Raw genomic sequence first — 26699 nt, 5'->3', positions numbered from 1 at the left:
CCGCCATGGAATTCTTCAAGATTCGCCGTGATATCCCGTTCATGCGGCACGCCGTGGTTTTCAACCTGATCTCCGCGCTCACTTTCTTCGCCGCCGTCTTTTTCCTGTTCAGCCGAGGTTTGCATTTGTCGGTGGAATTCACCGGTGGCACGCTGATGGAAGTGAGCTATGCCCAGCCCGCCGACCTCAATGCCATCCGTAGCACGGTGGCCAAGTTGGGTATCAACGATGTGCAGGTACAAAACTTTGGCACCGCGCGCGATGTGCTCATCCGCATGCCGGTGCAAAAGGGCAGCAACACCGCGCAGCAAAGTGATCTGGTGATGGGCGCGCTCAAGGCCAGTGACCCCAGCGTGACGCTGCGCCGCACCGAGTTCGTCGGCCCCCAGGTTGGCGACGAGCTTGCGGTGGACGGCCTCAAGGCTTTGGCCTTTGTAGTGGTCGGCATCATGATTTATCTGGCGGTGCGATTTGAGTGGAAATTCGCGGTGGCGGCCATCATTGCCAATCTGCACGATGTGATCATCATCCTGGGCTTCTTCGCCTTCTTCCAGTGGGAGTTTTCTTTGCCCGTGCTGGCGGCTGTGCTGGCGGTTCTGGGTTACTCGGTCAACGAGTCGGTGGTGATCTTTGACCGGATTCGCGAGAACTTCCGGCGCTATCGCAAGATGAACACGCAAGAAATCATCGACAACGCAATCACCTCCACCATCAGCCGGACCATCATCACCCACGGCAGCACCCAGTTGATGGTGCTGTCTATGCTTTTGTTTGGTGGGGCAACGCTGCACTACTTTGCGCTGGCCCTGACCATCGGCATTCTGTTTGGCATTTACTCCTCGGTCTTTGTTGCCGCTGCCGTTGCCATGTGGCTGGGTATTGAGCGCGAAGACTTGATCAAGGGCCCGGTCAAAAAAGCCGACGACCCGAAAGATCCCAATGCGGGTGCTACGGTCTAACATGGGTTGACCATGGCCAGCGTTCCCGGACTCTCTCCTAGACTGCAGCTCGGAAGGGCGGTGCGTGAGCGGTTTTTGGTGGATGCCGGCAACGCCATGACCGAGATCGGCGGTGCGGTCATGATCCGGCTGACCGAGCTGGTCGATGAACCCTCGGGCTCGCGCGAATCCCAAGTGCGACGCGACACTTGGATGGCTTACAAGCAGTTTCGTGAGCTTTGGGTAAGCTCTACCATCAAGCAATGGCGCGATTGCCTGGAGCCTGCTAAGCCCAAGTCAACCGACAAGCCGCCGGAGCTGGCCAGCATGGAGTTGGTCGGTAACGAAGCGGTGGAAAACAAGATTCTTGCTTCCCGTCTGGTGCTGGCGGTCAATGAAAAGGTGCTTGCAGACCTCGACGATTTGCGGGTGCGCATCAAGTGGCTCGAAGGCGTCGAAGACCTCGATGGGCGCGATGTGCTGCGCCCCGAGGTGCTGGTGTTGCTGCTGGTGGAGCAATGGTCGCAGTCGGGCATGCCAGGCGATACCTGGCCGCTGGTGAACGCAGTGGTGCAGCGCATCCTGATTGAGCGACTGCGCGATTCCTACAAAAACGCCAACAAGGCGCTGGTCAGCAAGGGCGTGTTGCCCACCATCGAGCTCAAAGACCGTGTGAAAGCGCCGGTGCGCGCCCTGCCGGGTCACCGGCCGGCGCCGATGCGGCCAACGCCGCCCACGGCGGAGCAGCCCGATGTGGCTTACGGCGACCCTGGCTACGGTTTTGCAGCACGCACCGTGCCGGGCGCGATGTACGCTGATTCGGACTTCGGCGCTGCCCCCTATTTTGAACCCACCCGCCCGGGCAGCTTTGTGCTTCCTGCAGTGCGTGTTGCGCCATCTGTCCCCAGCCCCTTGCAAGCAGCAGCGCATCACGCGCCAGCCCAGTCTGGCCCGGCACGTTTTTGGCGCCAAGGTGGCAACACCAATGCGCCTGGCACGGCATATAGCGCGGCTGATGAGGTTCGCATGGGTGTCTCACCCTTTGCCCGAGCGCAACAGCGCGCACAGGGGGTGATGGGGCAGCTGCGGCGTATTTTTGTTGGCGGCGCTGGTGCGGACTATGCCGCCACCATGCTGCACCAGCCTTCGCCCGCTTTGGTCGAGGCGCTCTCGCCCCAGATGGTGGGAGCGGCCCACCTTGTGGATGGGCCGCTATACGAGGACTACAGTCCGGTCGGCGTAGCCCGCTTGGCGCAGGATCTGCGCGAGAAGACCCTGGACCTGAAGAAGAAAACCGAATCCAAGGGCGAAAAGGCCACTATTGAAATCGTGGCTCTGATGTTTCAGGCCATCTTGTCGGAAGAGCGCATTCCGCCGGGTATTCGGGTGTGGTTCTCTCGATTGCAGATGCCGGTGTTGCGGGTGGCGCTAGAGGATCCGGATTTTCTGGGCACCACCGACCACCCGGCGCGCCTGCTGATTGACCGCATGGGCTCGTGTGTGATGGGTTTCGATTCCACCGGCGTGCAAAACGCTGCGATGGAAGCCGAGGTGCGCCGGGTGGTGCAGGTCATCGAGCAGTACCCTGACACCGGCAGCAAGGTGTACAAGATCGTTTACGACGAGTTTCAGAAGTTCTTGGCCAAGTTTTTGACCAACCACGGCGGTGCTCAAAAGGTGGTGGGTGTGGCGCAACAGGTCGAGCAAAAGGAGACCCTTGCCATCCAGTACACGATCGAGGTGCGCAACATGCTCAAGGACATGCCGGTGCGCGAGGAAGTCCGTGTGTTTTTGTTTAAGGTCTGGGCTGAGGTGCTGGCCGTTTCTGCCTTGCGCAAAGGCGCCAGGCACGCAGACACTCAGATACTCAAAACGTCGGTGACCGATCTCGTGTGGGCCGCCAGCGCCAAGCCCAACCGCGCGGAGCGCGCGAAGGTCATTCAGGATCTGCCGCAGTTGCTCGCGCGGCTGCGTGCGGGCATGGAGTTACTGGCCATGCCGGTGGCCGAGCAGGATGCACACATCAAGTCGATCAGCGATACCCTGGCCGATGCGTTTCAATCCAAGACCCAATCCATAGCGCAAGAGCAGATCGACGCCATGGCCAAGCGCCTGGCCAACCTGGAGGACATCGTGGGAGAAGACGGTGTGGGCGACTTGCCCCTGGACGCCGAGAGCCTCGAGATGATGCTGGGCATCGATGCGGAGATGATGGAGGTGGTGGTCAATGGGGGCTCCAAACCCTCGGCAGCCATGCTGGCGTGGGCGGGTGAGCTGCAGCTTGGGGTTTGGTTCACTTTGGACCACAACGGCCACCTGGCCCAAGTCCAGTTTGTGTGGCGCAGCGAGCGCAAAAACCTCAACCTGTTTGCATCCAGTACGGGCAAGGGCTACTTGATCCAGGCCGGTCGGCTGGCGGCTTATTTGCAGGCGGGATTGCTGCAGCCGCAGGAAGACGAGGCGCTAACGGTGCGCGCTGCGCGCAACGCGCTGGCCAAGCTTGAAGCCAACCCCGAGCGCTTGCTAAGCTAAAACGGTATCAGTGCGCGATGCGCGCGCAACCGTGGTCCCACAGCTCGTCGAGCACCAAGGCATCAGGCTCGTGGCCAAAGCGCCAGTACACCAGCAAGATGATTACCTTCAGGTCTTCCAGCCGAATGGGCCCCCCAGGCACCGCCATGGCCCGCTCCAGAACCACTTCGCGCAACTGAGCAGACAGCACGCCCGCCGTCTCCAAGAACCGGATGAAGCCCAAAGCCTGCACTCCCAGGTGCTGCTGCTCAGGGACGGCGTACACCCGTACGCTGGTGGGGGAGGGCTGCACCAGCCAAGCGAGCAAGGGCGCTGGATGGGCTGCGCTTTCCAAGCCTTGCAGCCAGGCCAGCGCATCGTCAATCTCGTCTGGGTCGAAGCCGACGCCTTTGAGCTTGCGCTCCAGCAGGTGGGGTTCGCAGCAGGTGTCTGCGGCGGCGTAGTGGTCGCACACAAAGGTCAATACATCAAACATGGGGGCAATATAGCCCAGATACTTTGCGCCACCGGCGCGGGCCGGACTTCCCTTTCTTTTCTTCGTTTTAGGCGGCTGGTGGCACGGCGAACAACCTTTGGAACAGGCCACCGGGTAAGCGCGTTACATGGCCAGCCAGTTCCAGCGCCATGAGTTCGGCTTGTAAGGCTGGCGTGTCTAAGCCTGTGTGGGCTTGCAGCGCATCCAGGCCGCAAGGCTCCGCGCCAAGTACCCGCACAAGCATGCTGTCGGGAGCGGCGGGCGTCTGGGGTTGCGCTGGTGCTCGAGGCTGTGATTTCGGCGGCGTCAATGGTGACTGCCATTGCAGCTCTTCAAGAATGTCTTGTGTGCTTTCCACCAACTTCGCACCCTGCTTGATCAACGCGTGGCAACCCCGGGCTTGGGTGGAATGGATCGAGCCGGGAATGGCGAAAACATCGCGTCCTTGCTCGGCGGCCAAGCGTGCGGTGATGAGCGAGCCCGACTGCAACGCCGCTTCCACCACCAAGGTGCCGCGCGACAGGCCGGAAATGATGCGGTTGCGCTGTGGAAAGTTCGATGCCAGCGGCGGGGTGCCCAGCGCGTACTCGCTGATCAGTACGCCACCCTGGGCAATGCGGTGGGCCAGCGCTCGGTGCTCTTTCGGGTAGACGCGGTCCAATCCCGTGCCAACTACGGCAATGGTCGCCACCTGGCCGGGCGGTGCACCCATCAGCGCACCTTCATGGGCTGCCCCGTCCACTCCCAGCGCTAGTCCTGAAACGATGGTCAGCCCAGCGGCGGCCAGGGCTTGCGAAAACTGTTTGGCGTTGGCCGCGCCTTGGGCGCTTGGGTTGCGGCTACCCACCACCGCTAGGCAGGTGTGACCCACCGCGCCGAGCATTTGCTGCTCCCACGTTGTGGGGTGGGCGATGGCGTACAGCAGCAGGGGAGGGTCGTCGATGTCCAGCAAGGCCTGTGGGTAGCAGGCATCTCCAAGTGTCAGCACACGGCGCGTTTCGGGTTCGGCCTGCAACCAAGCATGGGTGGTGCCCACCAAAGCGGCCAATTCCAATGGTTCGGATCGCAAGGCTTGCGCCTGGCTTGCAGAAACCGTGCCTTCTAGTGCGTGCAGCGGCTGGGCGAAGACCGCGCTGGGCAGGCCAAAGGTGCGCAGCAGCTTGCGCGCACTGACACCACCTACGCCGGGAGTGCATTGCAGGCGCAGCCAGGCATGGAGTTCAGCCGGATCCATGGATAAGGCGAGTGGAGGCAAAATTTAGCGGGGGCTGCCTAAGCGGTCACCCACTCGCACCGCATCGGTGATTTCCAACACCAGCGCATACGAGACGCGGTCGAATGTGCGAAACACCATCAGCAAGCCATTGCGCTCGTCAGGCAGCTTCATCAAGGGAAGTTTCCCGTCTTGCTTGTCAACCACCCGCGGGCCGTCCTTGAGGATGGCCAGCACTGTTCCGGCTTCCATACCGTCGCGCTTGCCGCGGTTGATGGCAACCACCTGGTTCTGCGCAGCGTTGACCACCGCGCTGCCATAGACTGAGACGATGCGGCCATCGGCTGTACCGGCCGGTGCTTGCGGCGTGTAGCTGCGCACCTCGCGCGGTGGTTCTGGCAGCAGACGGTCACCCACCCGCATTTCTTCTTTAGCGCTCGTGATGTCAATGGTGGCCGGCACCACTGTGGTGACCATTTTGCCTTCGGCGTCGGGCGCCTGGGTCTGCCCTTCACCCCGCACTAAACTGGCGCGTCCGGCGTAGCGTGCTTCGTAGCCGAGCACCTCGCCGGTGTCGGGGTCCTTTAGCGCGGTTGCGCTGCGAAACACCCGGAACTGACGTTGGGCGCCTGTGCCATCGAGCAAGGGGGTGCCGTCTTCACCACGCGCATACGCGCGGTCACCGCGAGACAGCAGCACCCGGCCTTCTTGTGCAGAGACGATGCGTGGTGCCGATGCAAAGGCGGCTGCATCGACGATCAAAGGTTCGGCCAAGAATGGTTCAATGGCACTGGGGCGAAGTGCGGGCAGGGCCTGGCTCGCCAAGGGCTCGTAGCGGGTTTGGGGGGAGAGGCGAACAGTGGGTAGACCCGGTTCGCTCGCACCTGCACCAGCACGGGCACCAACACCACCTAGCTTGAGCAAGGCAAGGTCCCCCCTGCGTTCGAGTACCACGCGCTGCCCTGGGTAAATCAAGTGGGGATTCTTGATGGCCACTTGGTTCATGCCCCACAGCGCGGGCCACTGCCAGGGGCTCTTAAGAAACAGGGAAGCGATGGCCCACAGCGTGTCGCCGGTCTTGATGGTGTAGCTGCTCGGTGCGTCGGCGGCCAAAGCTTGTAATGGCACGCCCTGGGTCGCCAGATCTGCGGACGGGCTTGTGCTGGCAGGTGCCGGTGGGAGGCTTTGTGCTGCCGCCTGCGTGCACCACAACGCAGTGGTTGTTGCCCCCAGGGCCAGCAGTGCAAGCGTGAGTTTGGCCTGTCCAAGTGTGGTCATGTCGTTGTGCAACCCTAAGTGATCTGTAGCAAAGCGCGTGCGATTCTGCGCTCAAGCACCTGATTCGGCAACGTGCCTAGTTCGCAGCGAACCGCTGGCCGAAAAAAATGGCGAAAATAGTCGCCCATCTCTTTCATAAACATGGCGCCACTTTCCATTCTCCAATACCCCGATCCACGTTTGCACACGGTAGCCAAGCCGGTCGCCGTGGTGGACGAACGCATTCAGACGCTGGTGCGCCAGATGCTGGAAACCATGTACGAGGCCAAAGGCATTGGCCTGGCGGCCACCCAGGTTGACGTGCACGAGCAGCTGATTGTCATCGACGTATCCGAGGAGCGCGAACAACCCCTGGTATTGATCAACCCCGAGCTGGTTTGGGCGAGCCCGGAAACCCGTGTCAACGAGGAAGGCTGCCTGTCGGTGCCTGGTATCTATGACGGTGTGCTGCGGCACGATGCGGTTCATGTGCGCGCCCTGGATGAATCTGGTCAAAGCCGCACGGTGCAGGCCGAGGGGCTATTGGCGATTTGCATTCAGCACGAGATGGACCACCTGCGCGGTAAAGTTTTTGTGGAGTACCTCTCCATGCTCAAGCGCAACCGCATCAAAACCAAGATGGTCAAGGCGCAACGCGATGGTTCGCGCTGAGTGCCGGGCTGCGCCCAATTGAGGGTGCTGCGATGCGTGTGATTTTTGCCGGCACGCCGGAGTTTGCCCGGGTGGCCCTGGAGCAATTGCACCGCGCGGGCCACACCATCGCTTTGGTGTTGACCCAGCCCGACCGTCCCGCGGGCCGTGGCCTCCAGTTGCAAGCCTCACCGGTGAAGGCGTTTGCGCTGGACCATGGCTTGCCGGTGGCCCAACCACGCAGCCTGCGCGACGACGGCAAGTACCCGCAGGATGCGGCCTTGGCGCGAGAGCAGATTGCGCAAGCGCAGGCCGATGTGATGTTGGTGGCGGCCTATGGTTTGCTGCTACCGCAGTGGGTGCTCGATGCGATGGCGCATCCCAAATTCGGTTGCATCAATATCCACGGCTCGCTGCTGCCACGCTGGCGCGGTGCGGCGCCCATCCATCGTGCTATTGAGGCCGGAGACAGCGAGACCGGCGTGACCATCATGCTCATGGACGCCGGGCTAGACACGGGCAACATCTTGGCGATGCGGCGTATCCCCATTTCCGAAGATGACACCACTGGCACGGTGCACGACGCCCTCGCGCGCTTGGGCGCCGAACTCCTGCTGGAGGTCTTAGAGACGGTGTGTGCGGGCACGTTGGTGTCGGTACCGCAGCCCGCGCAAGGCGCCTGCTACGCGCCCAAGATTGCCAAGAGCGAAGCGCCGTTGGACTGGTGCCAACCTGCGGCGGTGCTGGGCCGGCGCGTGCGCGCGTGGGTGCCGTTTCCGGCCGCGCTTGCCATGTTGCGGGGTGAAGCCATCAAGGTTTGGCGCGCCCGTGCCGACAGCGCTGCGGCGTATCGCATGGGTGCGCAGGACGCGTTGCCGGGGACGGTGCTTGCCGCCGACGCGCATGGCATCGCGGTGACCACCGGTGACGGTGTGCTGGTTTTGTTGGAGCTGCAACGCCCAGGCGGCAAGCGCCTACCTGCAGCAGAGTTCTTGCGCGGCTTTGCGATCGCGCCCGGCATGCAGTTTGACGCCGTGCCAGGGGCGGTCTGATGTTTTTGTTGCGAGAGAACTACCAGCACCCCGCCTTTCGCCAAGGCGTGATGGACATGGCCGGCGCCGCCCCGGGCATCGCCGCCTGGGGGTTGATGACGGGGGTGGCCATGGTGAAGTCGGGCATGGGCACCTTCGAGGCTTTGCTCATGGCTGTGACCGTGTTTGCCGGTAGTTCTCAGCTTGCAGCCATGCCGCTGATGCTGGGCGGTGCGCCGATGTGGGTGGTGCTGGTCACGGGCTTTTGCGTCAACCTGCGCTTTGTGGTGTTCAGCGCGCACATGCGAGCCCATGTGATGCACCTGCCCCGCTGGCAACGGCTGGTGGTGGGTTACCTGACGGCCGACCTCACCTACGTGCTGTTTGTCAAACGGTACTCTGCCCCCGCTACCGAGCCGGCGGGGCGCTTAGAGCAAATGGCCTACCTTGCGGGCAACGGTTGCATCAACTGGGCCAGTTGGACGTTCTCCAGCGTCGCAGGCGTGGTGCTGGCCAATTTCATTCCTACCCACTGGGGGCTGGGCTTTGCGGGCATATTGGCTTTGGTGGGACTGACGTGTTCGCTGGCCTCCACCCGCTTGCGCTGGGTGTCTGCCGGTGTTGCGGGGGCGGCGGCGGTGGTCGCATTTGCCCTCCCGCTCAAGCTCAATATCTTGGTGGCCATCGCCATCGCGGTGGCGCTGTGCCTGTGGTTGGAAAACCGGATCAGTGCGCTGCAACCACCTCACCCACACCGCTAGCAGGTGCATCGCACATGGAAACTTTTTTTGTCAATGCGGACCAAGTCTGGACCGTGCTCACCATCCTGGCGCTGGCGGTCGTGACGGTGGTGTCGCGATCTTTCTTCTTCATAGCCAACCGGCCCATGCACTTGCCGCGCTGGGCCCAGCGTGGTTTGCAGTACGCGCCCATTGCCGCACTGGCGGCGGTGATCGTGCCAGAGGTGGTGATGACCCAAGGCGCATTGATTGGCACCTGGGCCGACGCCCGCCTGTACGCTGTGCTGGCAGGTGCCGCCTACTTTTTTGCGCGGCGCGGCGCTGGGCACGCTGTGTTGGGCACCATTGTCTCGGGCATGGCGGTGTACCTGCCCTTGCACATCGGGCTGGGTTGGTAGTTGGGGCACACACGGGCACTTTTAAAATCAACACCTTTCTTGACAAGGCTGGCCATGGACGTGATTCGATTTTCTGACTTGTGTGCGCAGGGCCAAGTGGCCGGCAAACGCATTTTCATCCGCTCGGACCTCAACGTGCCGCAGGACGACGCCGGCAACATCACCGAAGACACGCGCATTCGCGCCAGCATCGCCTGCATCGCCATGGCCTTGGAGGCGGGCGCCGCGGTGATGGTGACCTCCCACCTGGGCCGCCCCACCGAGGGAACAGTGTCGGCAGCGGATTCGCTTGCGCCGGTGGCCAAGCGTCTGGGCGAGTTGATGCAGCGCGAAGTCCCCCTGGTGCGCGACTGGGTCGATGGCGTAACGGTGGCACCGGGCGCGCTGGTTTTGCTGGAAAACTGCCGCTGCAACCCGGGTGAAAAAAAGAATGATGCGGTGCTGGCCAGGAAAATGGCGGCCCTGTGTGACATCTTTGTGCATGATGCATTTGGCACCGCGCACCGCGCCGAAGCCAGCACCTACGGTATCGCCGAGTACGCGCCGGTGGCCTGTGCCGGGCCCTTGCTGGCCTCAGAGATAGACGCCATTTCGCGCGCTTTGCTCAGTCCCCAGCGGCCCTTGGTTGCGATCGTAGCGGGTTCCAAAGTGTCCACCAAACTGACCATTTTGAAGAGCCTGGCCGATAAGGTGGACCAACTCATTGTGGGCGGCGGCATTGCCAACACCTTCATGCGTGCAGCCGGCCTGAACATCGGCAAAAGCCTGGCCGAGCCTGACTTGGTGGATGAGGCCAAAGCCGTCATCGAGGCCATGCGCGCACGCGGCGCAGCCGTACCCATCCCTAGCGACGTGGTGGTGGCCAAGGCCTTTGCCGCTGACGCACCGGCCACCGTCAAAGCCGCCGACGCGGTGGCCGATGACGACCTGATTTTGGACATAGGACCGCGCACGGCGCAGCAGCTCGCCACCCAACTGCAGGGCGCTGGCACCATCGTGTGGAACGGGCCGGTGGGTGTGTTCGAGTTCGCCGCGTTTGAGAACGGTACCCGCACCCTGGCCCATGCGATTGCCAACTCCAAAGCCTTCTCCATTGCAGGCGGTGGCGACACCTTGGCGGCCATTGCCAAGTACGGTATCGAGCAGCAGATTGGCTATATCTCCACCGGCGGCGGTGCGTTTTTGGAGGTGCTTGAGGGCAAAACCCTGCCAGCCTTTGAAGTGCTGATGCGCCGTGCCAAATAGCACGAACGAGCCGCCAATAGTTTCTGCAGCTTAGGCAATTGGAGATACGATGTCTGCCAAATAAATGACTGCAGGTATGTCCAGCACCCACGCCCAAAACCCACCCCACCCCGCAGCCCAAGCTTTGGTCGAACTTTGCGCTGGCATCTTGCCTGTGTGGGAACGCCAACTTGCGGCCTCGCGCGCGCAAGCCGAGGTGGCGGTGGGCCAGATGCTCAAAGCCTTTGCCGACATCGGTCCCCATATCGATATGGCCGAGCGCCAGTCCCGCCAGATTTCGGACGCGTTGTCGCCCAGCGACGGTGGCATCGTCGGCCTGGCCGATGCCTGTGAGGCGCGTTTGTCGCCCCTGATCGCCGATGCGAGCTTGCCCGCCAGCAGCCGCGAGGCAGTGAACCAGGTGCTTGCCATGGTGCGCAATGCGGTGCATGCACTGCGAAGCATTTCGCAGCCTTTTGAGCACGAGACCCAAATGGTGGCCCAGCAGGTGGAGCACATGTACACCGGGTTCCAGTACCAAGACCGCATCAACCAGATGATGGCCTTGCTGGAGGCCGATATGGCGCGGCTGCGCAGTGCACTCACCAGCCCCGCTACCGAGGTACCACAAATTGACCGTTGGATGGCCCAGTTGGAGTCGCAGTACGCCATGGCCGAGCAGCGCGATAACCACATGGAAGCCCGCACCCGCGAGTCGGGCGGACCCAAAGAAGCCGAATTTTTTTAAGAGGTTGAGATGGCAAAAACGATATTGGTGATTGACGACTCCGCCAGTCTTCGCCAAGTGGTGAGGATGGCCCTGGTGGGCGCTGGCTACGAGGTGATTGAAGCTGGGGACGGGAAGGCCGCACTGGCCATGCTCGACGGACGTCAGGTGAATATGGCAGTGTGCGACGTCAACATGCCGGTAATGAACGGCATTGAGTTCGTCAAGGCGGCCAAGGCCTTGCCTGGCTACAAGTTCATGCCCATTCTGATGCTGACCACTGAGAGCCAAGAAGAGATGAAAGAAAAAGGCCGTGCGGCTGGCGCCAAGGCCTGGATGGTCAAGCCTTTCTCGCCCTCGCAATTGGTCAATGCGGTTTCCAAGTTGTGCGTATGACGGGCTGTTGGTCGGCCGCTTAGGTGGGCCGCTATTTGGGCTGTGGGCTCCTGTGGAGATGCGATGAAAGAATCCTACGAATTGCCATCCGAACTCACGATCTATGGCGTGCTCGACGCCCGTACTGCCTTGCTTGCATGGCTGGAAGAACAGGCCGATGGCCCTGACAACGTGGTCGACATTTCTGCCGCCAAGGTTGCCGAGGTCGATGGCGCCGGCTTACAGCTGCTTGCAGCGCTCTCCAGCATGGGCCAGACGTGGCGCTTGTGCGATCCCAGTGAGCGCTTTAGCGATGCCTGCCGCGCCTTGGGCTTTGGCCATTGGCTTAAAGGGCGGCCCGTGCGTGGCCATGCGGGGGCCAGCAAATGAGCATGGACGCCGACGAAGACTTCATCGCCCAGGCGATGCCCGCGTTCATCAGCGAAGCGGCCGAGCAAATCGAGTCAATTGAAACCTTGCTGCTCGAGCTGGAAGAGCAACCCGACAACCGCGAGCTGCTGGACTCGTTGTTCCGCTGTGCCCACACGGTCAAGGGCTCGGCGGGCATATTCGGGCTCAACCGAGTGGTGGAGTTCACCCACCACGTGGAAACTCTGCTGGACCGCATGCGCGACGGCACGATTGCGCTGACGCCCGACATCAGCACCTTGCTGCTGCAGTGCAACGACCAAATCAAGTTTTTGGTGGACACCGCAGCCGACGCGTCCGCCGACACCCCCGAGCAGATGGACCTGCGCTCCGACCTGGTTACGCGGCTGTGTGCATTGACCGACCAAGGTGCTGCGGTTAAGACCACCACGGCGCAAGCTTCTGCCACGGCGGGCACGGAGAGTGTGGCCAGCGTGTGGTCGATTTCCGCCCGGTTTCGCCCCGACACCTTTCGCAACGGCATGGACCCGCTGTCGATTGTTCGCTATCTGGGCACCTTGGGCACCGTGGTGGCGGTGCACAGTCTGGCCGAGGATGTGCCGCCCCTGAGCAGCCTGGAGCCCGAGAGTTGCTACCTGGGTTTCACCATGGAGCTCGAAACTGCAGCGAGCCGCGATGACATCGAGGGTGCGTTCACCTTTGTGATGGACGACTGCGAACTTGACGTGGTGGCGCCCGAGTCCCCCAGCCAGAAGATGGCCCGGGCCATCGAAGAAATGCCCGAAACCCCGCGCCTGGGCGACCTGCTGGTGTCGGTAGGCGCCGTCTCCCAGGACCGCCTGCAGCAAGTGCTCGATTCCCAGCAACACACCCCTGGCATGCCCTCGGTGCCCAAGGCCAAGCTGGGTGATTTGCTGGAAACCCAGGCCGGTGTGTCACCTGAGGTGGTGGCCGCAGCGCTGGGCAAACAGCAAAAGCTGCGCGAGTCCGCGCCCAGCGAGGACCGCTACATCCGGGTGCAGGCCGACCGGCTGGATGCGGTTATCAATCTGTTGGGCGAGTTGGTGATCGCCGGTGCCGGTGCCACCTTGCTGGCCCGCGAGAGCCGCCAGCTGGCCCTGGTTGAGGCCAATCTGCACATGAACAGCCTGATCGAGGAGATCCGCAACGGCACCCTGGGGTTGCGCATGGTGCCGGTGGGCGAGACTTTCAGCCGGTTCCGTCGGGTGGTGCGTGATACGGCCGCAAGCCTGGGCAAAGAGGTGAACTTCGAAATCATGGGTGGCGATGCCGAGCTCGACAAGTCCATGGTCGAAAAAATCGCCGACCCTCTTATGCACTTGGTGCGCAACTCGCTGGACCACGGCCTGGAGCCGCCCCAGGAGCGCTTGGCGGCAGGCAAGTCTGCGGCGGGCAAACTGGTCTTGAGCGCGCGTCACGAGACCGGCGCCATTCTGATTCGGATCGAAGACGACGGGCGCGGAATCAACCGCGAGCGCGTGCTGCAGCGCGCCTGGAACCGCGGCCTGGTCGAGCAGGGTGTGGTGCCCTCCGACGATGAAATCAATATGCTGATTTTCGAGCCGGGCTTTTCCACCGCCGAGCAGGTCACCAACCTCTCGGGTCGGGGCGTCGGCATGGATGTGGTCCGGCGCAACATCGAGGCTTTGCGTGGCAGCTTGCGGCTGATCAGCACGCCGGGCAAGGGCTTGCAGGTGGACATCCGCCTGCCGCTGACCCTGGCCATCATCGACGGCTTTTTGGTCGGCGTGGGCAAGTCCAAGTTTGTACTGCCGCTGGAGTCGGTGGTGGAGGTGATCGAGTCGGGCGGCCAGCACATCAAGGTCGACAGCCGTGGGCGGCATTGCGTGGAACTGCGCGGCGCGGTGTTGCCGGTGGTGCGCCTGCGCACCCTGTACTCGGTGGAGTCGAGCTTGCCCGAGCGGGTCAGCATTGTGGTGGTGCACTCCACGCGTGGCCAGTACGGAATCGAGGTCGAGGTGCTACTGGGACAGAACCAGACGGTGATCAAGCCGCTGGGGCGGTTGTTCAAGACACTGCGCGGCATCTCGGGCTCCAGCATTTTGGGTAGCGGCGAGGTGGCCCTGATCCTCGACGTCAACTCGCTGGTGGAACTCACCACCAGCGCCGGTTCCGACGCCAGCGCTGCCCAGCCGGGCGGGGCCAGTCTCGCCAGCGCCGCATCCACACCGAACCCGTGACATCCGACATGCAATCCCTACATGACCTGGCTCTGCAAGCCAACAACGCGCCCATATCCACTACCCATGACCTCGGACCGGGCTTGCAATACCTCACCTTCTCCTTAGGTGGCGAGGTGTTTGCAATGGATATACGCGCGGTGCGCGAGATCATTCAGTACAGCGCCATGACCGTGGTGCCCTTGATGCCGGATTTCGTGCGCGGTGTGATCAACCTGCGCGGTGCGGTGGTGCCGGTGATCGACCTGCAGTCACGCTTCGGCCGCGACCTTGCACAGGTGGGCAAGAAGACCTGCATCATCATTTTTGACGCCAGCGTTGGCGGCGACAAAGTCGAGCTCGGCTTGATGGTGGATGCGGTCAGCGAGGTCATTGACATTCCCGACGCGCACATCGAGCCTGCGCCACAGTTTGGGGCCTCGATCCGGCGCGACTTCATCCGTGGCATGGGCAAGGTCGGTGGCGAGTTCATCGTCATCTTGGAGCCTGAGCGTGCGCTCGACATCGAAGAAATGGCGCAGATCGCACAGCAGGCGCAAGCCGCCTAGGCACGCCATGCACAGGTGCGCCGCGCAGAAAAGGCCATGGAGGCTGTTGGCCTACTGGCAAGGAGGCGCCGAGTTTGGCTTCGATACCGTTTAGCGACAGCGAGTTTCGGCGCATCGGCGACCTCATGTACGAGGCTGCAGGTCTGTCGTACAACGACTCCAAAAAGTCTCTCATCCAGTCCCGGTTGGCACCGCGGATCATGCGCTTGGGACTGGCCAGTTTTGCCGACTACATCGCCATTCTTGAAGATGAACGCGAGGCGGTGGAGTTCCAGATGGCGGTGGACTTGCTGACTACCAACGAGACCTACTTCTTCCGCGAACCCAAGCACTACGATCTGCTGCAAAAAGAGTTGCCTGCTTTTGCCAACAAAGGCGCACTGTCGGTCTGGAGTGCCGCAGCTTCCTTTGGGGACGAGGCCTACAGCACTGCCATGTTGCTCAGTGATTTGCAGGTGGCGGGCCGGGTCGGGCCGAACTGGACCATTTTGGCCACCGACATCAGCCACCGCGTGCTGCTCAGCGCCAAGGAAGCGATTTACCCGGAGGACCGCCTGCGTGCGGTGTCACCCGAGCGGCTGCGGCGCTACTGCTTGCGTGGTGAAGGGGAGGCGCAAGGGCAGGTACTGCTGCAAGACAAAATCCGCAGCCGGGTGCAGTTTGGGCAGCTCAATTTGTGCAAGCCGTTTTCTGGCGTGGGGCCGTTTGATGTGGTCTTTCTGCGCAACGTGCTGATCTACTTTGACCCGCCCACCAAGACCGAGGTCATGGACCGGGTGCTGGCCACCCTCAAGCCCGGTGGTTTGTTTTTTCTGGGCACGGCAGAAGGCCGGGTGCCTTGCAACACGCCCATGCAAACCTTGATTCCGGGTGCTTTCCGAAAGCCGGTTTAGCATGGCCACATCGTCCAATGTGCGTGCGTCTGCAGCGCTCAAACCCAGCGTTGCAGGCAAGACCAACAGTCCGATCGAGTTGATGCCCGGCGCGGTGGCGCTGGGACTGGCCGGCCAGGCGTTCAAGACCTTGCTGGGTTCGTGCATCTGCGCGGTGCTGACCGACCCGCGCCGCACGGTAGCGGCGCTCAGCCACATCGTCTATGTGGGGCAGCCCACAGCTGCAAAACGCGACAACCCAGCCTATGGCGCAGTGGCCATGGATCGCATGTTTGCGCTGCTGCGCGCGAGGGGCGTCAATCCTGGCCTATGCGAGGCCTACGTGTTTGGCGGCGGCAATATGTTTCCGCAGATCTTCGAGACCCGGCATGTGGGTCGCACCAATGCCGATTGGGTCATGGATTATTTGCATCACCACGGCATCGCCGTGATTGCGCATGATGTAGGTGGCACGGGCTACCGCAAGCTGACCTGGAGCGTGGGTCGCGACGATCCGGTGGTCGAGATCGTTTTTCCTGAGCAAGGTGTCTCTTATGGTGGTTAAGGTATTCGTCGTGGATGATTCTGCTGTGGTGCGCCAGGCGCTGGCCCACATGCTGGCAGACAACCCCGAGGTCGCGCTGGTGGGCAGCGCGCCCAATCCGCTGCTGGCCATGGATGCCATCCGCAAGAGCCAGCCCGATGTGCTGCTGCTCGACATCGAAATGCCCGGCATGGATGGTCTGACGTTTCTGCGCCAAATCATGTCGGGCTCGCCCATCCCCACCGTGATCTGCTCTACCTTGTCCACCGAGGGCAGCAAGGTCGCGCTCGAAGCCCTGTCGGCCGGTGCGGTGGCAGTGATGGCCAAGCCCAAGCTGGGACTCAAACAGTTTCTGGATGACTCGCGCCGCGAGATGGTGCAGACCCTGAAGATGGCGGCCCGCGCCAAGCCACGGGTGCGCACCGTGGCGCCCGACCCGGCAGCGGCACGTGCGTTGGCTGGCCGCGCGCCCGTGTTGGGCGCGGTGCACACCTTTGCAATGAACAAGCCGGTGGTGATTGGCAGCTCCACCGGTGGCACCCAGGCGTTGGAGCTGGTGCTCACCAGCCTGCCCGCCGACGCCCCTGGCATTGCCATCACCCAGCACATGCCCGAGAAGTTCACCGCGATGTATGCCCAACGGCTCAACAGCATTTGCGCCATGAACGTGCGCGAGGCCAAGGACGGCGACAGGCTCGAGCGCGGCCTCGCCCTCATCGCTCCGGGCGGCCTGCACATGCAGCTGCGCAAGGCAGCAGGTCAGTACTACGTGCACGTGGTAGACGGCCCGCCGGTCAACCGCCACAAGCCTTCAGTCGATGTGCTCTTCAAGTCGGCGGCAGAGTGCGGCGGGCGCGATGTACTGGGCATCATCATGACCGGCATGGGCGACGACGGCGCGCGCGGCATGAAGGTGCTGCACGACGGCGGCGCCCGCACCATCGCCCAAAACGAAGAGACCTGTGTGGTCTTTGGCATGCCCAAAGAAGCCATCAAACTGCAGGCGGTGGACGATATCGTGCCCTTGGAACAGATCGCCCGCGCGATTCTGCAGTTCGACTCGCGCGCCTAAGCGCCTGCGCGCCCCCGCAGCACATCCGATAAAGCCGCCAAGGTGCGCTCGCCGCACGCTGCCAGCCCGCTGCGCAAAGCGGCCAAGGCGCCAACATCCAGCACGGCGCCTTGGTCCTGGCTGTGCTTGATGCGGGCTTCTGCTTCGCGGCAGGCATCGGCCAGGGCGTTGGCGCCCACCGTCATCGACAGGCCTTTGAAGGTGTGCAAAAAGCGCCGGGCGTCGTTTGGGTTGCTATCGGGTTGCAGGAGATCGTTAATGCGCTGGGGCAACGCAGAGAGCTCACCGTGGTACTCCTGCGCGATCTGCAGGTACAGGTCTTCCATGTCGCCAATCAACGCCAATGCGCCTTGAACGTCCAGGACGGGAGTCGTCGGTACGCTGACAAGCGGGCAGCTGACAGGGTGGGCCATGTAAAGATTCCAATGCAGCAACACAGCTCAGCACGCCCGGGATGCCTTGCCCGGCGCGTGTGTGCCTAAGCGACGAAGCTTAGGCCCTAGCTTCGCCACAGCACCATCTTGACGCCCGCATGTAACGCCTTGGGCACGGGTTCCGTGTGAAAATTCACGTTCCACACTGGAGACATTCCCTATGCCACGCCGCGCCACCAAAATTGTTGCCACTCTGGGACCCGCTTCCAGCGACCCCGCTTTGCTGGAGCAAATGATCCGCGCCGGCGTCAACGTGGTGCGTTTGAACTTCAGCCACGGCAAAGCCCAAGACCACATTGACCGCGCCCGCTTGGTGCGCGAAGCAGCGCAGCGCGCCGGCCGCGAGGTGGCCATCATGGCCGACCTGCAAGGCCCCAAGATCCGCGTAGGCAAGTTTGCGCAAGGCAAGGTGTTTTTGGAGCCTGGCCAGAAGTTTGTGCTGGACGCGGCCCGCACCGAGCTCGGCGACATCGACGCCGTGGGGCTGGACTACAAGGCGCTGCCGCACGAGGTGAAGGCCGGCGATGTGCTGCTGCTCAACGATGGCCTGATCGTGATCACCGTCGATGCGGTCAAGGGCGAAGCGGTGCACACCACCGTCAAGCTCGGCGGCGAACTCTCCAACAACAAAGGCATCAACAAGCAAGGCGGCGGCCTGACTGCCCCGGCGCTCACCGCCAAAGACATGGACGACATCCGCACTGCCATGGCCTTCCAGGCCGACTACGTGGCGGTGAGTTTTCCCAAGAACGCCACCGACATGGAAATGGCCCGCCAGCTCTGCAACGTGGCTGCGGCCGAGTTCAACCACAAGCCCGGCCTGATTGCCAAGATCGAGCGCGCCGAGGCCATCCCTAAGCTAGAAGAAATTCTGCTCGCCAGCGACGGCATCATGGTCGCCCGTGGCGACCTGGCGGTCGAGGTGGGTAACGCGGCGGTTCCAGCACTGCAAAAGCGCATGATCAAGCTGGCCCGCGAGCACGACAAGGTGGTCATTACCGCCACCCAGATGATGGAGTCCATGATCACCAACCCGGTGCCCACCCGCGCTGAGGTGAGCGATGTGGCCAACGCGGTGCTTGACGGCACCGACGCCGTCATGCTGTCGGCCGAAACCGCCGCTGGCAAGTACCCGCTGGAAACCGTGATTGAGATGGCCAAAATTTGCCTGGCCGCCGAAGGTGCCGAGCCCACCAAACTCGACGCAGACTTCACCGGCAAGACCTTCCAGCGCATCGACCAGTCGATTGCCATGGGCGCGCTGTTTACCGCCTACCACCTGGGCGCCAAGGCCATCGTGGCCATGACCGACAGCGGATCGACCGCCTTGTGGATGAGCCGCCACCTGATTCAAGTGCCCATTTATGCCCTGACGCCGCGCATCGCCACCCAGCGCCGCATGACGCTGTTCCGTAACGTGCGCCCCTTGCTGATGGACACCAGCGCCGACCGCGACACCGCGCTGATGGACGCCGAAAACCACCTCAAGGTGCGCGGCATCGTGCAAAAGGACGACGTCTACGCCATCACCTGCGGCGAGCCCATGGGCGCACCCGGCGGTACCAACATGCTCAAGATTTGCCGGGTCAGCGCATAAGCTGCTGGTTTCGCGCGCCTCCCCGGTAGGGCGCCGGTGGTGGCGGAGGGGCCGTCGCTAAAATTGCGGAAATCCGAGTTACCAAGCGGTTACCAACCGGCGGGCCCGGCACCTACCAACCTTTTTGGGGCACAACAATGGCATTAGTTTCCATGCGTGAGCTGCTGGACCACGCAGCGGTCCACGGTTACGGCATTCCCGCATTCAACGTCAACAACCTGGAGCAGGTGCAAGCCGTCATGGAGGCTGCCAACGAGGTCGGTGCCCCCGTCATCCTGCAAGCCAGCGCGGGCGCACGAAAGTACGCGGGCGAGGCCTTCATCAAGCACCTGATTGCGGCGGCCATCGAGGCCTATCCACACATTCCGCTGGTCATGCACCAAGACCACGGGCAAAGCCCCGCGGTGTGCGAGGGCGCCATCAACCTGGGCTTCAGCTCAGTCATGATGGACGGCAGCCTGGAGGCCGACGGCAAAACCATCGCCAGCTACGAGTACAACGTGGAGGTGACCCAAAAGGTGGTCGAAATGGCCCACGCCAGCGGCGTGACGGTGGAAGGCGAACTGGGCTGCTTGGGCTCGCTGGAAACCATGCAAGGCGACAAAGAAGACGGCCACGGCACCGACGCCACCATGACCATGGACCAGCTCCTGACCGACCCCGAGCAAGCCGCCGACTTTGTGCAACGCACCCAGCTCGACGCGCTGGCCATTGCCATTGGCACCAGCCACGGCGCCTACAAATTCACCCGTAAGCCCACCGGCGACATTCTGGCCATCGGCCGCATCCAAGAGATCAACCGCCGCCTGCCCAATACGCACTTGGTCATGCACGGCTCCAGCAGCGTGCCGCAAGACTTGCTGGCGCTGATCAACCAGTACGGCGGCGCCATCAAAGAAACCTATGGCGTGCCGGTGGAAGAGATCCAAAAGGCCATCCAGTTTGGCGTGCGCAAAATCAACATCGACACCGACATCCGCTTGGCCATGACCGCAGCCGTGCGCAAGTTTTTGTCCGAAAACCCCGACAAATTCGACGCCCGCGAATGGCTCAAACCCGCCCGCGAAGCCGCCAAGAAAATCTGCCGCCAACGCTACGTCGAATTCGGCTGCGAAGGCCAGGCCAGCAAGATCAAAGGCGACAGCCTGAGCGTGGTGGCGGCGCGGTACCAGCGGGGGGAGCTGGCGCAGGTGGTGCAGTAGGGCTTGGGTGGCCTCCCGGCGGGGATGCGGATTTGCCGGGATGCGAACTGGTGTGCGTTTCTGATCAAGTGGCTGGATGCACTGGAGCGCCACCAAGTCAGTTTCTCGGGTTGGTGGCACGCCTCAACATAGCCAGGAGAAGTCCGTGAAAAGAGCCAACGAGTTCGTCGAACATCTCAGCGAGGTATTTCGGCTGTTCGGCGCTATTCACCCAAAGCGCATGTTCGGTGGCTACGGCGTGTATCACAACGCGCTGATGATCGGCTTGGTCGCGGACGACACGCTCTACCTCAAGACGGACGCCCTGTCGGCCCCACTTTTTTCAGAGGCTGGATCGGTTCCGTTCGAGTACACGAAGCGGGGCGTGACCATGAAGATGTCCTACGCCTCGGCGCCAGTCGAGGTATTCGACGATCCGGAGATTGCAAGAATATGGGCGTGCCGAGCCTATGAAGCGGCGCTGCGCTCCAGCGCCAGGAGCATCACGCGCGCCAAGCACAGGCAGTAGCCATCGGAGTAGTCTTCAATGAACTCAGCAGGTTCGAGCATTCGACACGCCGTGGGCTCGGTGCTGATAAGCTAGTTCGCCCAGACGCTGGTTACGCGGCATGTCCGCCAAACGCCAGCAACTTCAACTTAGTTTGGCGTCCCCAATACCAGCATCTTTTCTTCGTCATGGCAACGAACCTCAAGCACTACGAAGGCGGCTGCCTCTGCGGTTCGATCCGATTTCGGGTCACCGGCGAGCCCGCCAAACCCCATACATGCTCGTGCGAAAGCTGCCGCAAGCACTCGGGCGCCCTCACGCTGACGTGGGTCGAGTTCCCCGCGCAGAACGTGCAGTGGGTCGGACCTGGCGGCAAACCTTCGACTTGGCGCTCTTCTTCTTACTCTAGTCGCGCGTTCTGCAGTTCATGTGGCAGCACCATCGGCGCAATTGACGACGCGCCAACCGTGGCCATTGCCACCGGCGTTCTGGACAAGCCGCATCTGAGGGAGTTCGCACCCCGCTACCACTCCTACGTGTCGCGTTGCCCAAGGTGGTGGCACGCGCAGTCGGACTACGAGTCCGGTGGCAAAGTACCAGAGTAGGCTTTTACGCCAACATCGCAAGGCGGCCAGCGCGCAATACGTTCTTTGCAAGCTTGGCCCCAACCGTTACGATGGCCCAGATTTCTCCCTCCACCCAACCAGTGAGTTGATGAAATGCCAGAGCACCCCCGTGATGCAGCTCCGCTTGGCGAAGACCTTGTGCGGCGCGGCTTGCGGCTTGCCCGCCGGGCCTATCTGCTGCGTGTGGTCGGGCTGGCGCTGGGGGCACTGTGTGCAGGGGCCGGGATGTACCAGGCCGACGCGCCGATCTGGGTCTGGTGCGTCATGCTGGGCTACGGTGCTGCATGGCCGCGCATCGCGTTACTGATCAGCGTCAACGCATCCTCGCCGTTTGCGGCCGAGCGCCGCAACGTGCTAGTGGACTCATTCGCCGGCGGCATCTGGCCTGTGGCCATGGCCTTCAACCTCCTGCCCAGCGTGCTGCTCCTGGCTGCGCTGGCGATGAATAACTTTTCGATTGGTGGAGTCCGGCTCTTCCTCAAGGGGCTGGTTGCGCACCTCGCGGGCGCGGGCGTTGCTCTCTTGGTTCTGGAGCCGAAGTTCCAGCCGGAGTCTGATTTTTTGACGGAGCTGCTGTGCGTGCCTTTCCTCTTGAGTTACCCGCTCCTGATGGGTTCGGTGGTGTACCGTTTTTCGGTCCAATTGAGCAAACGAACCGGCGAGCTCATGATGGAAAAGCGCCGGGCCGATGAAGCCAACCTTGCCAAGACCCAGGCTTTGTCCGAGGCGGCATCGCGCGACGACCTCACCGGGTTGTTCAACCGACGCCACATGCATGCGCTACTCACACAGCGGCGCACCGCCTGCCAACGCTTGGGTGACGGCTTTGCCTTGGCACTGATCGACTTGGACCACTTCAAGCACATCAACGACACCCACGGGCACGCAACGGGAGACAACGTGCTGCGCGCCTTTGGCGAGCAGGCCCGCGCTGCCATGCGCGATACCGACACCGTGGGACGCTGGGGCGGAGAGGAGTTCCTTGTTTTGTTTGCCTGCCGCACAGCACTTGAAGCTACCCAGGGTGTAGAGCGTTTGCGTCAAGCGGTGGGTGCTGCGGTCGTGACCACACCCGCTGGCCAACCACTGACGTTCACAGTGTCCATCGGGCTGACCGAGCATGTGCCATCCGAGTCCGTAGAAGCCCTGGTCGAACGGGCCGACCGGGCGATGTACCAGGCCAAGTCGCAGGGCCGCAATACAGTGGTCACGTTGCTGAACTGAATGCCAGTGCAACCATGATCACCACCCGCATCACAACCCCCGCAGACCTGGAAGCCCTCGTTGTACGCTTCGACGCGTACCGGCAGTTCTACCAGTAGCCAGCGGATCTGGACTTGGCCGAGACCGTCCTCGCGGCCTGTTGCGTTCAAACGATAATCGTCCTGAGCCCCCACACACCGTGTTGCGGCGGTTATTTCTTGTTGGACGCCATGACATCTTCCTTGCACACCTCCACCCTGTCGCTGCCCCTGCTTGCAAGGGGCAAGGTGCGCGACAACTACGCCGTAGGGGAGGACCGCATCCTGATGGTGGCCAGTGATCGGTTGAGCGCGTTCGATGTGATTCTGGGTGAGCCGATTCCGGGCAAGGGCGCGCTGCTCACACGAATGGCGCTGTTTTGGTTCGACAAGCTCGGTCCCCAAGGCGCCAACATCTGCCCCAACCACCTCACCGGCGACACGCCAGAAAGCGTGGTGACGCCCGCCGAAGTGGCGCAGGTGACAGGGCGCTCCATGTTGGTCAAGCGCCTCAAGCCGCTGCCGGTCGAGGCGGTGGTGCGCGGCTACCTGGCGGGCAGCGGCTGGAAGGAGTACCAGCAGAACGGCGCGGTGTGCGGTGTGCCGTTGCCGCCAGGTTTGCGCTTGGCCTCGCGTTTGCCAGCACCGATTTACACCCCGGCGGCCAAGGCCGCGGTGGGCGAGCACGACGAGAACATCACCTTCGAGCGCACGGTGGAGATGATCGGTGCCGACCTGGCCGGCCGCATCCGCGACTACAGCCTGGCGTTGTACCAAGCTGCCTGCGAGATCGCGATTCAAAAGGGCATCATCATTGCCGACACCAAGTTCGAGTTCGGGCTGGACCAAGACGGCACGCTGACCTTGATGGACGAGGTGCTCACACCCGACTCCTCGCGCTTTTGGCCCGCCGAGAGCTACCAGGAAGGCAGCAATCCGCCGAGTTACGACAAGCAGTTCGTGCGCGATTGGCTGGAGCAGGTGCAGATTGACGGCAAACCCTGGAGCAAAACACCGCCGGCGCCGCGCGTGCCCGACGCCGTGATCGCCCAAACCGCCGCCAAGTACCGCGAGGCCTTGGCCCGGCTCACTGCCTAGTCAGAGGAGCTGTTCGCGCGCAGGCGTCCACGTATGCTGATTGGCGCTCAGTTCAGCGCCATGCTGAGCTTGCGCCGGTAGGCCGCCACCATTTGCGCTTGCGGGTTTTGCTCGGCCACCACCTTGCCGGTCAGTTCGATTCCCCCTGCAGTTTTGCCCGCCTCTTGCGGCGCGGCCTTGGGTTTGGGTGGGGTGAGCAGTTCCAGAATTGCCACAAAGGTTTTGCGTGGCACCGCATCGCCCCAGGCCTTGTCGCGCATCACGATCTCCAGCAACTCGTCGAGTGCAGCCGTCCACTCCCCGCGCGCGATCAGCACCCGGGCCTTGGCCAGGCGGGCATCGAAATCGCGCTTGTTGGCCGCAATCAGCGCATCAAACTGCGCGAGCTCCCAGCCACCGCGCACATCGGACTGCGCGAATACGATGGCATCAAGGTACTGGCCCAGCGCCTCAAACCGGATCTGGCGTGGAATGGCCGCCAGCGCGGGCGCGAGCGCGTGTTGGGCGTCTTCGATGAGGTTGTTTTGGATCAGCAGGCGCACATAGTCAAAGCGGGCGTCGTCGTTGCCGGGGTTGGTGCTCAGTGCCTCGTGCAGCTTTTGCAGTGCGGCATCGGTGTCGCCCGAGGCGGCCAGCGCCTGCGCGTCCTGCGCGTCGGACTCGGCCTCTGCGTCTTGCGCGGAGGGCACATGCTTGTCCAAAAAGGCTTTGATTTGCCCCTCGGGCACCGCGCCCATGAAGCCGTCTGCCGGTTTACCGTTGACCATCAAAACGCAGGTGGGAATGCTGCGGATGCCAAAGGCGCCGCTGAGTTCTTGCTCTTGATCAGAGTCGATCTTGACCAGCTTGAAGCGCCCGCCGTAGTCCACCTCCAGCTTTTCCAGCAAGGGCCCGATGACTTTGCAGGGGCCACACCAGGGCGCCCAAAAGTCGACCAGCACCGGAACCTGGTGCGACGCAGCGATGACTTCGGCTTCGAAGTTTTCTAGGGTGACGTTGATCATAGGAAAGCGGCGCGGGGCCAAATCGTAAAATTCGGGAATGAAAACCATCCAAGTGGGCGTCGTCATGGGGTCCAGTTCCGACTGGGACACCATGCAACATGCAGTCGAGATTCTCCAACAGTTTGGCATCGGCTTTGAGGCCAAGGTGGTTTCGGCCCACCGCATGCCTGACGCCATGTTTGTGTACGCCGAACTGGCCGCCGAGCGCGGGCTGCAATGCATCATCGCCGGCGCCGGTGGCGCAGCCCATCTGCCGGGCATGCTGGCGGCTAAGACCACGGTGCCGGTGCTGGGTGTGCCGGTTCCCAGTAAGCACTTGCAGGGCGTGGACTCCTTGCACAGCATCGTGCAAATGCCCAAAGGCATTCCGGTGGCCACCTTTGCGATCGGCGCGGCCGGTGCCGCCAACGCCGCGCTGTTTGCTATTGCCATGATGGCCAACCAGAACTCCGACCTGCGCCTAGAACTCGACGCCTACCGGCGCGACCAGACCCAAACCGCCAGCACCATGACGCTGCCCACCAGCGGCAGCGCAAGCTGATGGCACAACCCAATGAGTCGCTCACGGCCCACGCCGTGCCACAGACGCTGGGCGTTCTGGGCGGTGGGCAGCTGGGGCGCATGTTTGTGCATGCCGCGCAGCGCATGGGCTTTTTCACCGCCGTGCTAGACCCCGACCCACAGAGCCCCGCAGGCCGCGTGAGCCACCACCACATCTGCACCGAGTACACCGATCCCGCCGGACTGGCGCGCCTTGCTGGGTTGGCGATGGCGGTGACCACCGAGTTCGAAAACGTGCCCGCTGCAGCCCTGACCGAGTTGGCCCGCCACCGGCCCGTTGCGCCGGGTGCGGCGGCAGTGGCCATCGCCCAAGACCGCGCTGCGGAAAAGGCCTACTTTGCCCAGTGCGGCGTGCCATGCGCGCCTTACGCAGTGGTGGATACCGAGGCCCAGCTTGCTGCTGTGGCTGACGGCCTGTTGCCCGGCATCCTCAAAACCAGCCGGCTGGGCTACGACGGCAAGGGTCAAGTGCGGGTGCGTGACCGTGCAGAGTTAGAGCGCGCCTGGCACGGGCTGGGCGGTGTGCCCTGTGTGCTGGAAAAACTGCTGCCCCTACAGGCGGAATGCTCGGTCATCGTGGCGCGCGGGCGCGACGGCACGTGCGTGCACCTGCCCATCCAACGTAACCTGCACCGCGACGGCATTCTGGCCGTGACCGAGGTGTACGAGGGTAATTTGCCGAGCGCACTGGCAGCCCGCGCAGTGGCTGCTGCGCAGTCCATCGCGCAGGGTCTGGATTACGTGGGCGTGCTGTGCGTGGAGTTTTTTGTGCTCGATGCGCAGCAAGCGCAAGGCGTGGGCGACCTGGTGGTCAACGAGATCGCGCCGCGCCCGCACAACAGCGGCCACTACAGCATCGACGCCTGTGATCTCTCGCAGTTCGAGCTGCAGGTGCGCACCTTGGCCGGTCAGCCGCTGGTGCAGCCCAGGCTGCACAGCCCGGCGGTGATGCTCAACCTGCTGGGTGATCTCTGGCACGGTGCGCATGGGGGCGTCCAAGGTATTGCAAATGAGGGGGCGCCCGCGGGCGCACCTGCAGGTGCCCAGGCCACTGTCCAAGAGCCTCCGTGGGCGCAGGTGCTGGCGCTGCCTGGCAGCCACTTGCACCTCTATGGCAAAACCGAAGCCAAGCCCGGCCGCAAGATGGGCCACCTCACCTTAACCGGTGCCAGCCCCGAGCAGGCCCGCGAGCGAGCCAATGCTGCAGCGCGCTTGCTGGGTCTGCCGGCCCTGTAGAGCG

General features: G+C 62.8%; 28 protein-coding genes. 23 read left to right on the top strand and 5 right to left on the bottom strand.

All coding sequences use genetic code 11. From position 1 onward, the window contains the following. Window positions 1-5 precede the first annotated feature (5 nt). Entirely contained in the window at window positions 6-959 is a 954-nt protein-coding gene (secF, locus tag ACILRC_RS06630) for a protein translocase subunit SecF (protein WP_395668569.1), read from the top strand. 12 nt (window positions 960-971) lie between these two features. Next, entirely contained in the window at window positions 972-3470 is a 2499-nt protein-coding gene (locus ACILRC_RS06625; RefSeq protein ID WP_395668568.1) for a DUF1631 family protein, read from the top strand. A gap of 7 nt (window positions 3471-3477) precedes the next feature. Here ACILRC_RS06625 and ACILRC_RS06620 read toward each other — a convergent pair whose 3' ends face one another. The 3 genes from ACILRC_RS06620 to ACILRC_RS06610 form a co-directional block, all read right to left on the bottom strand. Continuing rightward, a complete protein-coding gene (locus ACILRC_RS06620; RefSeq protein WP_395668567.1) occupies window positions 3478-3945 on the bottom strand; it encodes a DUF494 family protein in 468 nt (155 codons plus the stop codon). Between the two features lie 67 nt (window positions 3946-4012). After that, a complete protein-coding gene (gene dprA / locus ACILRC_RS06615; RefSeq protein ID WP_395668566.1) occupies window positions 4013-5179 on the bottom strand; it encodes a DNA-processing protein DprA in 1167 nt (388 codons plus the stop codon). 24 nt (window positions 5180-5203) lie between these two features. Beyond that, window positions 5204-6436, bottom strand: a complete 1233-nt coding sequence (locus ACILRC_RS06610; protein WP_395668565.1) for a LysM peptidoglycan-binding domain-containing protein — start codon at window positions 6434-6436, stop codon at window positions 5204-5206. Window positions 6437-6577: 141 nt separating this feature from the next. Between ACILRC_RS06610 and def the strand changes: the two genes are divergently transcribed. From def to ACILRC_RS06545, 13 genes are all read left to right on the top strand, one after another. Continuing rightward, window positions 6578-7087 (top strand): peptide deformylase, encoded by a 510-nt coding sequence (gene def, locus ACILRC_RS06605; protein WP_395668564.1) that lies wholly within the window; start codon window positions 6578-6580, stop codon window positions 7085-7087. Between the two features lie 32 nt (window positions 7088-7119). After that, window positions 7120-8118: a methionyl-tRNA formyltransferase gene (fmt, locus tag ACILRC_RS06600; protein ID WP_395668563.1), complete on the top strand. Its 999-nt coding sequence runs from the start codon at window positions 7120-7122 to the stop codon at window positions 8116-8118. After that, on the top strand, window positions 8118-8858 hold the full coding sequence (locus tag ACILRC_RS06595; protein WP_395668562.1) for an AzlC family ABC transporter permease: 741 nt from the start codon (window positions 8118-8120) through the stop codon (window positions 8856-8858). Before fmt ends, ACILRC_RS06595 begins: the two co-directional genes overlap by 1 nt. 14 nt (window positions 8859-8872) lie before the next feature. Beyond that, a complete protein-coding gene (locus ACILRC_RS06590; protein WP_395668561.1) occupies window positions 8873-9235 on the top strand; it encodes an AzlD domain-containing protein in 363 nt (120 codons plus the stop codon). A 54-nt stretch (window positions 9236-9289) separates the two neighbouring features. Beyond that, entirely contained in the window at window positions 9290-10480 is a 1191-nt protein-coding gene (locus tag ACILRC_RS06585; protein ID WP_395668560.1) for a phosphoglycerate kinase, read from the top strand. A 76-nt stretch (window positions 10481-10556) separates the two neighbouring features. Next, on the top strand, window positions 10557-11207 hold the full coding sequence (locus ACILRC_RS06580; protein WP_395668559.1) for a hypothetical protein: 651 nt from the start codon (window positions 10557-10559) through the stop codon (window positions 11205-11207). 9 nt (window positions 11208-11216) lie between these two features. Further along, entirely contained in the window at window positions 11217-11582 is a 366-nt protein-coding gene (locus ACILRC_RS06575; protein WP_395668558.1) for a response regulator, read from the top strand. Between the two features lie 63 nt (window positions 11583-11645). Next, window positions 11646-11951 carry a lipid asymmetry maintenance protein MlaB gene (locus tag ACILRC_RS06570; RefSeq protein ID WP_395668557.1) on the top strand — a complete coding sequence of 102 codons (306 nt, stop codon included), beginning with the start codon at window positions 11646-11648 and terminating at the stop codon, window positions 11949-11951. A gap of 2 nt (window positions 11952-11953) precedes the next feature. Further along, window positions 11954-14173, top strand: coding sequence for a chemotaxis protein CheW (locus ACILRC_RS06565; RefSeq protein WP_395668556.1), 2220 nt, complete (start codon window positions 11954-11956; stop codon window positions 14171-14173). An 8-nt stretch (window positions 14174-14181) separates the two neighbouring features. Further along, window positions 14182-14721 carry a chemotaxis protein CheW gene (locus tag ACILRC_RS06560; protein WP_395668555.1) on the top strand — a complete coding sequence of 180 codons (540 nt, stop codon included), beginning with the start codon at window positions 14182-14184 and terminating at the stop codon, window positions 14719-14721. Window positions 14722-14795: 74 nt separating this feature from the next. Beyond that, on the top strand, window positions 14796-15614 hold the full coding sequence (locus ACILRC_RS06555) for a CheR family methyltransferase (RefSeq protein ID WP_395668554.1): 819 nt from the start codon (window positions 14796-14798) through the stop codon (window positions 15612-15614). 1 nt (window position 15615) lies between these two features. Then, window positions 15616-16158, top strand: a complete 543-nt coding sequence (locus ACILRC_RS06550) for a chemotaxis protein CheD (RefSeq protein ID WP_395668553.1) — start codon at window positions 15616-15618, stop codon at window positions 16156-16158. Further along, entirely contained in the window at window positions 16148-17209 is a 1062-nt protein-coding gene (locus ACILRC_RS06545) for a chemotaxis response regulator protein-glutamate methylesterase (RefSeq protein WP_395668552.1), read from the top strand. The genes ACILRC_RS06550 and ACILRC_RS06545 overlap by 11 nt, the downstream gene beginning before the upstream one ends. Here the strand turns inward: ACILRC_RS06545 and ACILRC_RS06540 are convergent. After that, entirely contained in the window at window positions 17206-17622 is a 417-nt protein-coding gene (locus tag ACILRC_RS06540; RefSeq protein WP_395668551.1) for an Hpt domain-containing protein, read from the bottom strand. The genes ACILRC_RS06545 and ACILRC_RS06540 overlap by 4 nt on opposite strands. A gap of 181 nt (window positions 17623-17803) precedes the next feature. Between ACILRC_RS06540 and pyk the strand changes: the two genes are divergently transcribed. The 6 genes from pyk (at window position 17804) to ACILRC_RS06510 (ending at window position 23894) form a co-directional block, all read left to right on the top strand. Next, the gene (pyk, locus tag ACILRC_RS06535) at window positions 17804-19240 is read left to right on the top strand and encodes a pyruvate kinase (protein WP_395668550.1); all 1437 of its coding nucleotides are present in this window, start codon (window positions 17804-17806) and stop codon (window positions 19238-19240) included. A 137-nt stretch (window positions 19241-19377) separates the two neighbouring features. Continuing rightward, on the top strand, window positions 19378-20442 hold the full coding sequence (gene fba / locus ACILRC_RS06530; protein WP_395668549.1) for a class II fructose-bisphosphate aldolase: 1065 nt from the start codon (window positions 19378-19380) through the stop codon (window positions 20440-20442). Between the two features lie 145 nt (window positions 20443-20587). Further along, window positions 20588-20950, top strand: a complete 363-nt coding sequence (locus tag ACILRC_RS06525) for a TfoX/Sxy family protein (RefSeq protein ID WP_395668548.1) — start codon at window positions 20588-20590, stop codon at window positions 20948-20950. Between the two features lie 167 nt (window positions 20951-21117). Beyond that, window positions 21118-21534 carry a GFA family protein gene (locus ACILRC_RS06520; RefSeq protein ID WP_395668547.1) on the top strand — a complete coding sequence of 139 codons (417 nt, stop codon included), beginning with the start codon at window positions 21118-21120 and terminating at the stop codon, window positions 21532-21534. Window positions 21535-21648: 114 nt separating this feature from the next. Then, window positions 21649-22779, top strand: coding sequence for a diguanylate cyclase (locus ACILRC_RS06515; RefSeq protein WP_395668546.1), 1131 nt, complete (start codon window positions 21649-21651; stop codon window positions 22777-22779). 209 nt (window positions 22780-22988) lie between these two features. After that, complete coding sequence (locus ACILRC_RS06510) at window positions 22989-23894, top strand: phosphoribosylaminoimidazolesuccinocarboxamide synthase (RefSeq protein WP_395668545.1); 906 nt, start codon at window positions 22989-22991, stop codon at window positions 23892-23894. A gap of 47 nt (window positions 23895-23941) precedes the next feature. Here the strand turns inward: ACILRC_RS06510 and trxA are convergent, their stop codons facing one another. Next, on the bottom strand, window positions 23942-24898 hold the full coding sequence (trxA, locus tag ACILRC_RS06505) for a thioredoxin (protein WP_395668544.1): 957 nt from the start codon (window positions 24896-24898) through the stop codon (window positions 23942-23944). 37 nt (window positions 24899-24935) lie between these two features. On the opposite strand from trxA, the gene purE reads away from it, so the two are divergent. Beyond that, window positions 24936-25439: a 5-(carboxyamino)imidazole ribonucleotide mutase gene (gene purE / locus ACILRC_RS06500; protein WP_395668543.1), complete on the top strand. Its 504-nt coding sequence runs from the start codon at window positions 24936-24938 to the stop codon at window positions 25437-25439. Beyond that, complete coding sequence (locus ACILRC_RS06495) at window positions 25439-26695, top strand: 5-(carboxyamino)imidazole ribonucleotide synthase (RefSeq protein ID WP_395668542.1); 1257 nt, start codon at window positions 25439-25441, stop codon at window positions 26693-26695. Before purE ends, ACILRC_RS06495 begins: the two co-directional genes overlap by 1 nt. Window positions 26696-26699: the final 4 nt, after the last annotated feature.

Origin of the sequence: Rhodoferax sp. (genome assembly GCF_044236835.1) — a bacterium.
Lineage (GTDB): Bacteria > Pseudomonadota > Gammaproteobacteria > Burkholderiales > Burkholderiaceae_C > Allorhodoferax.
The sequence above is the reverse complement of the archived record's forward strand: the minus strand, read 5'-3'. Positions and strand labels throughout refer to the sequence as shown.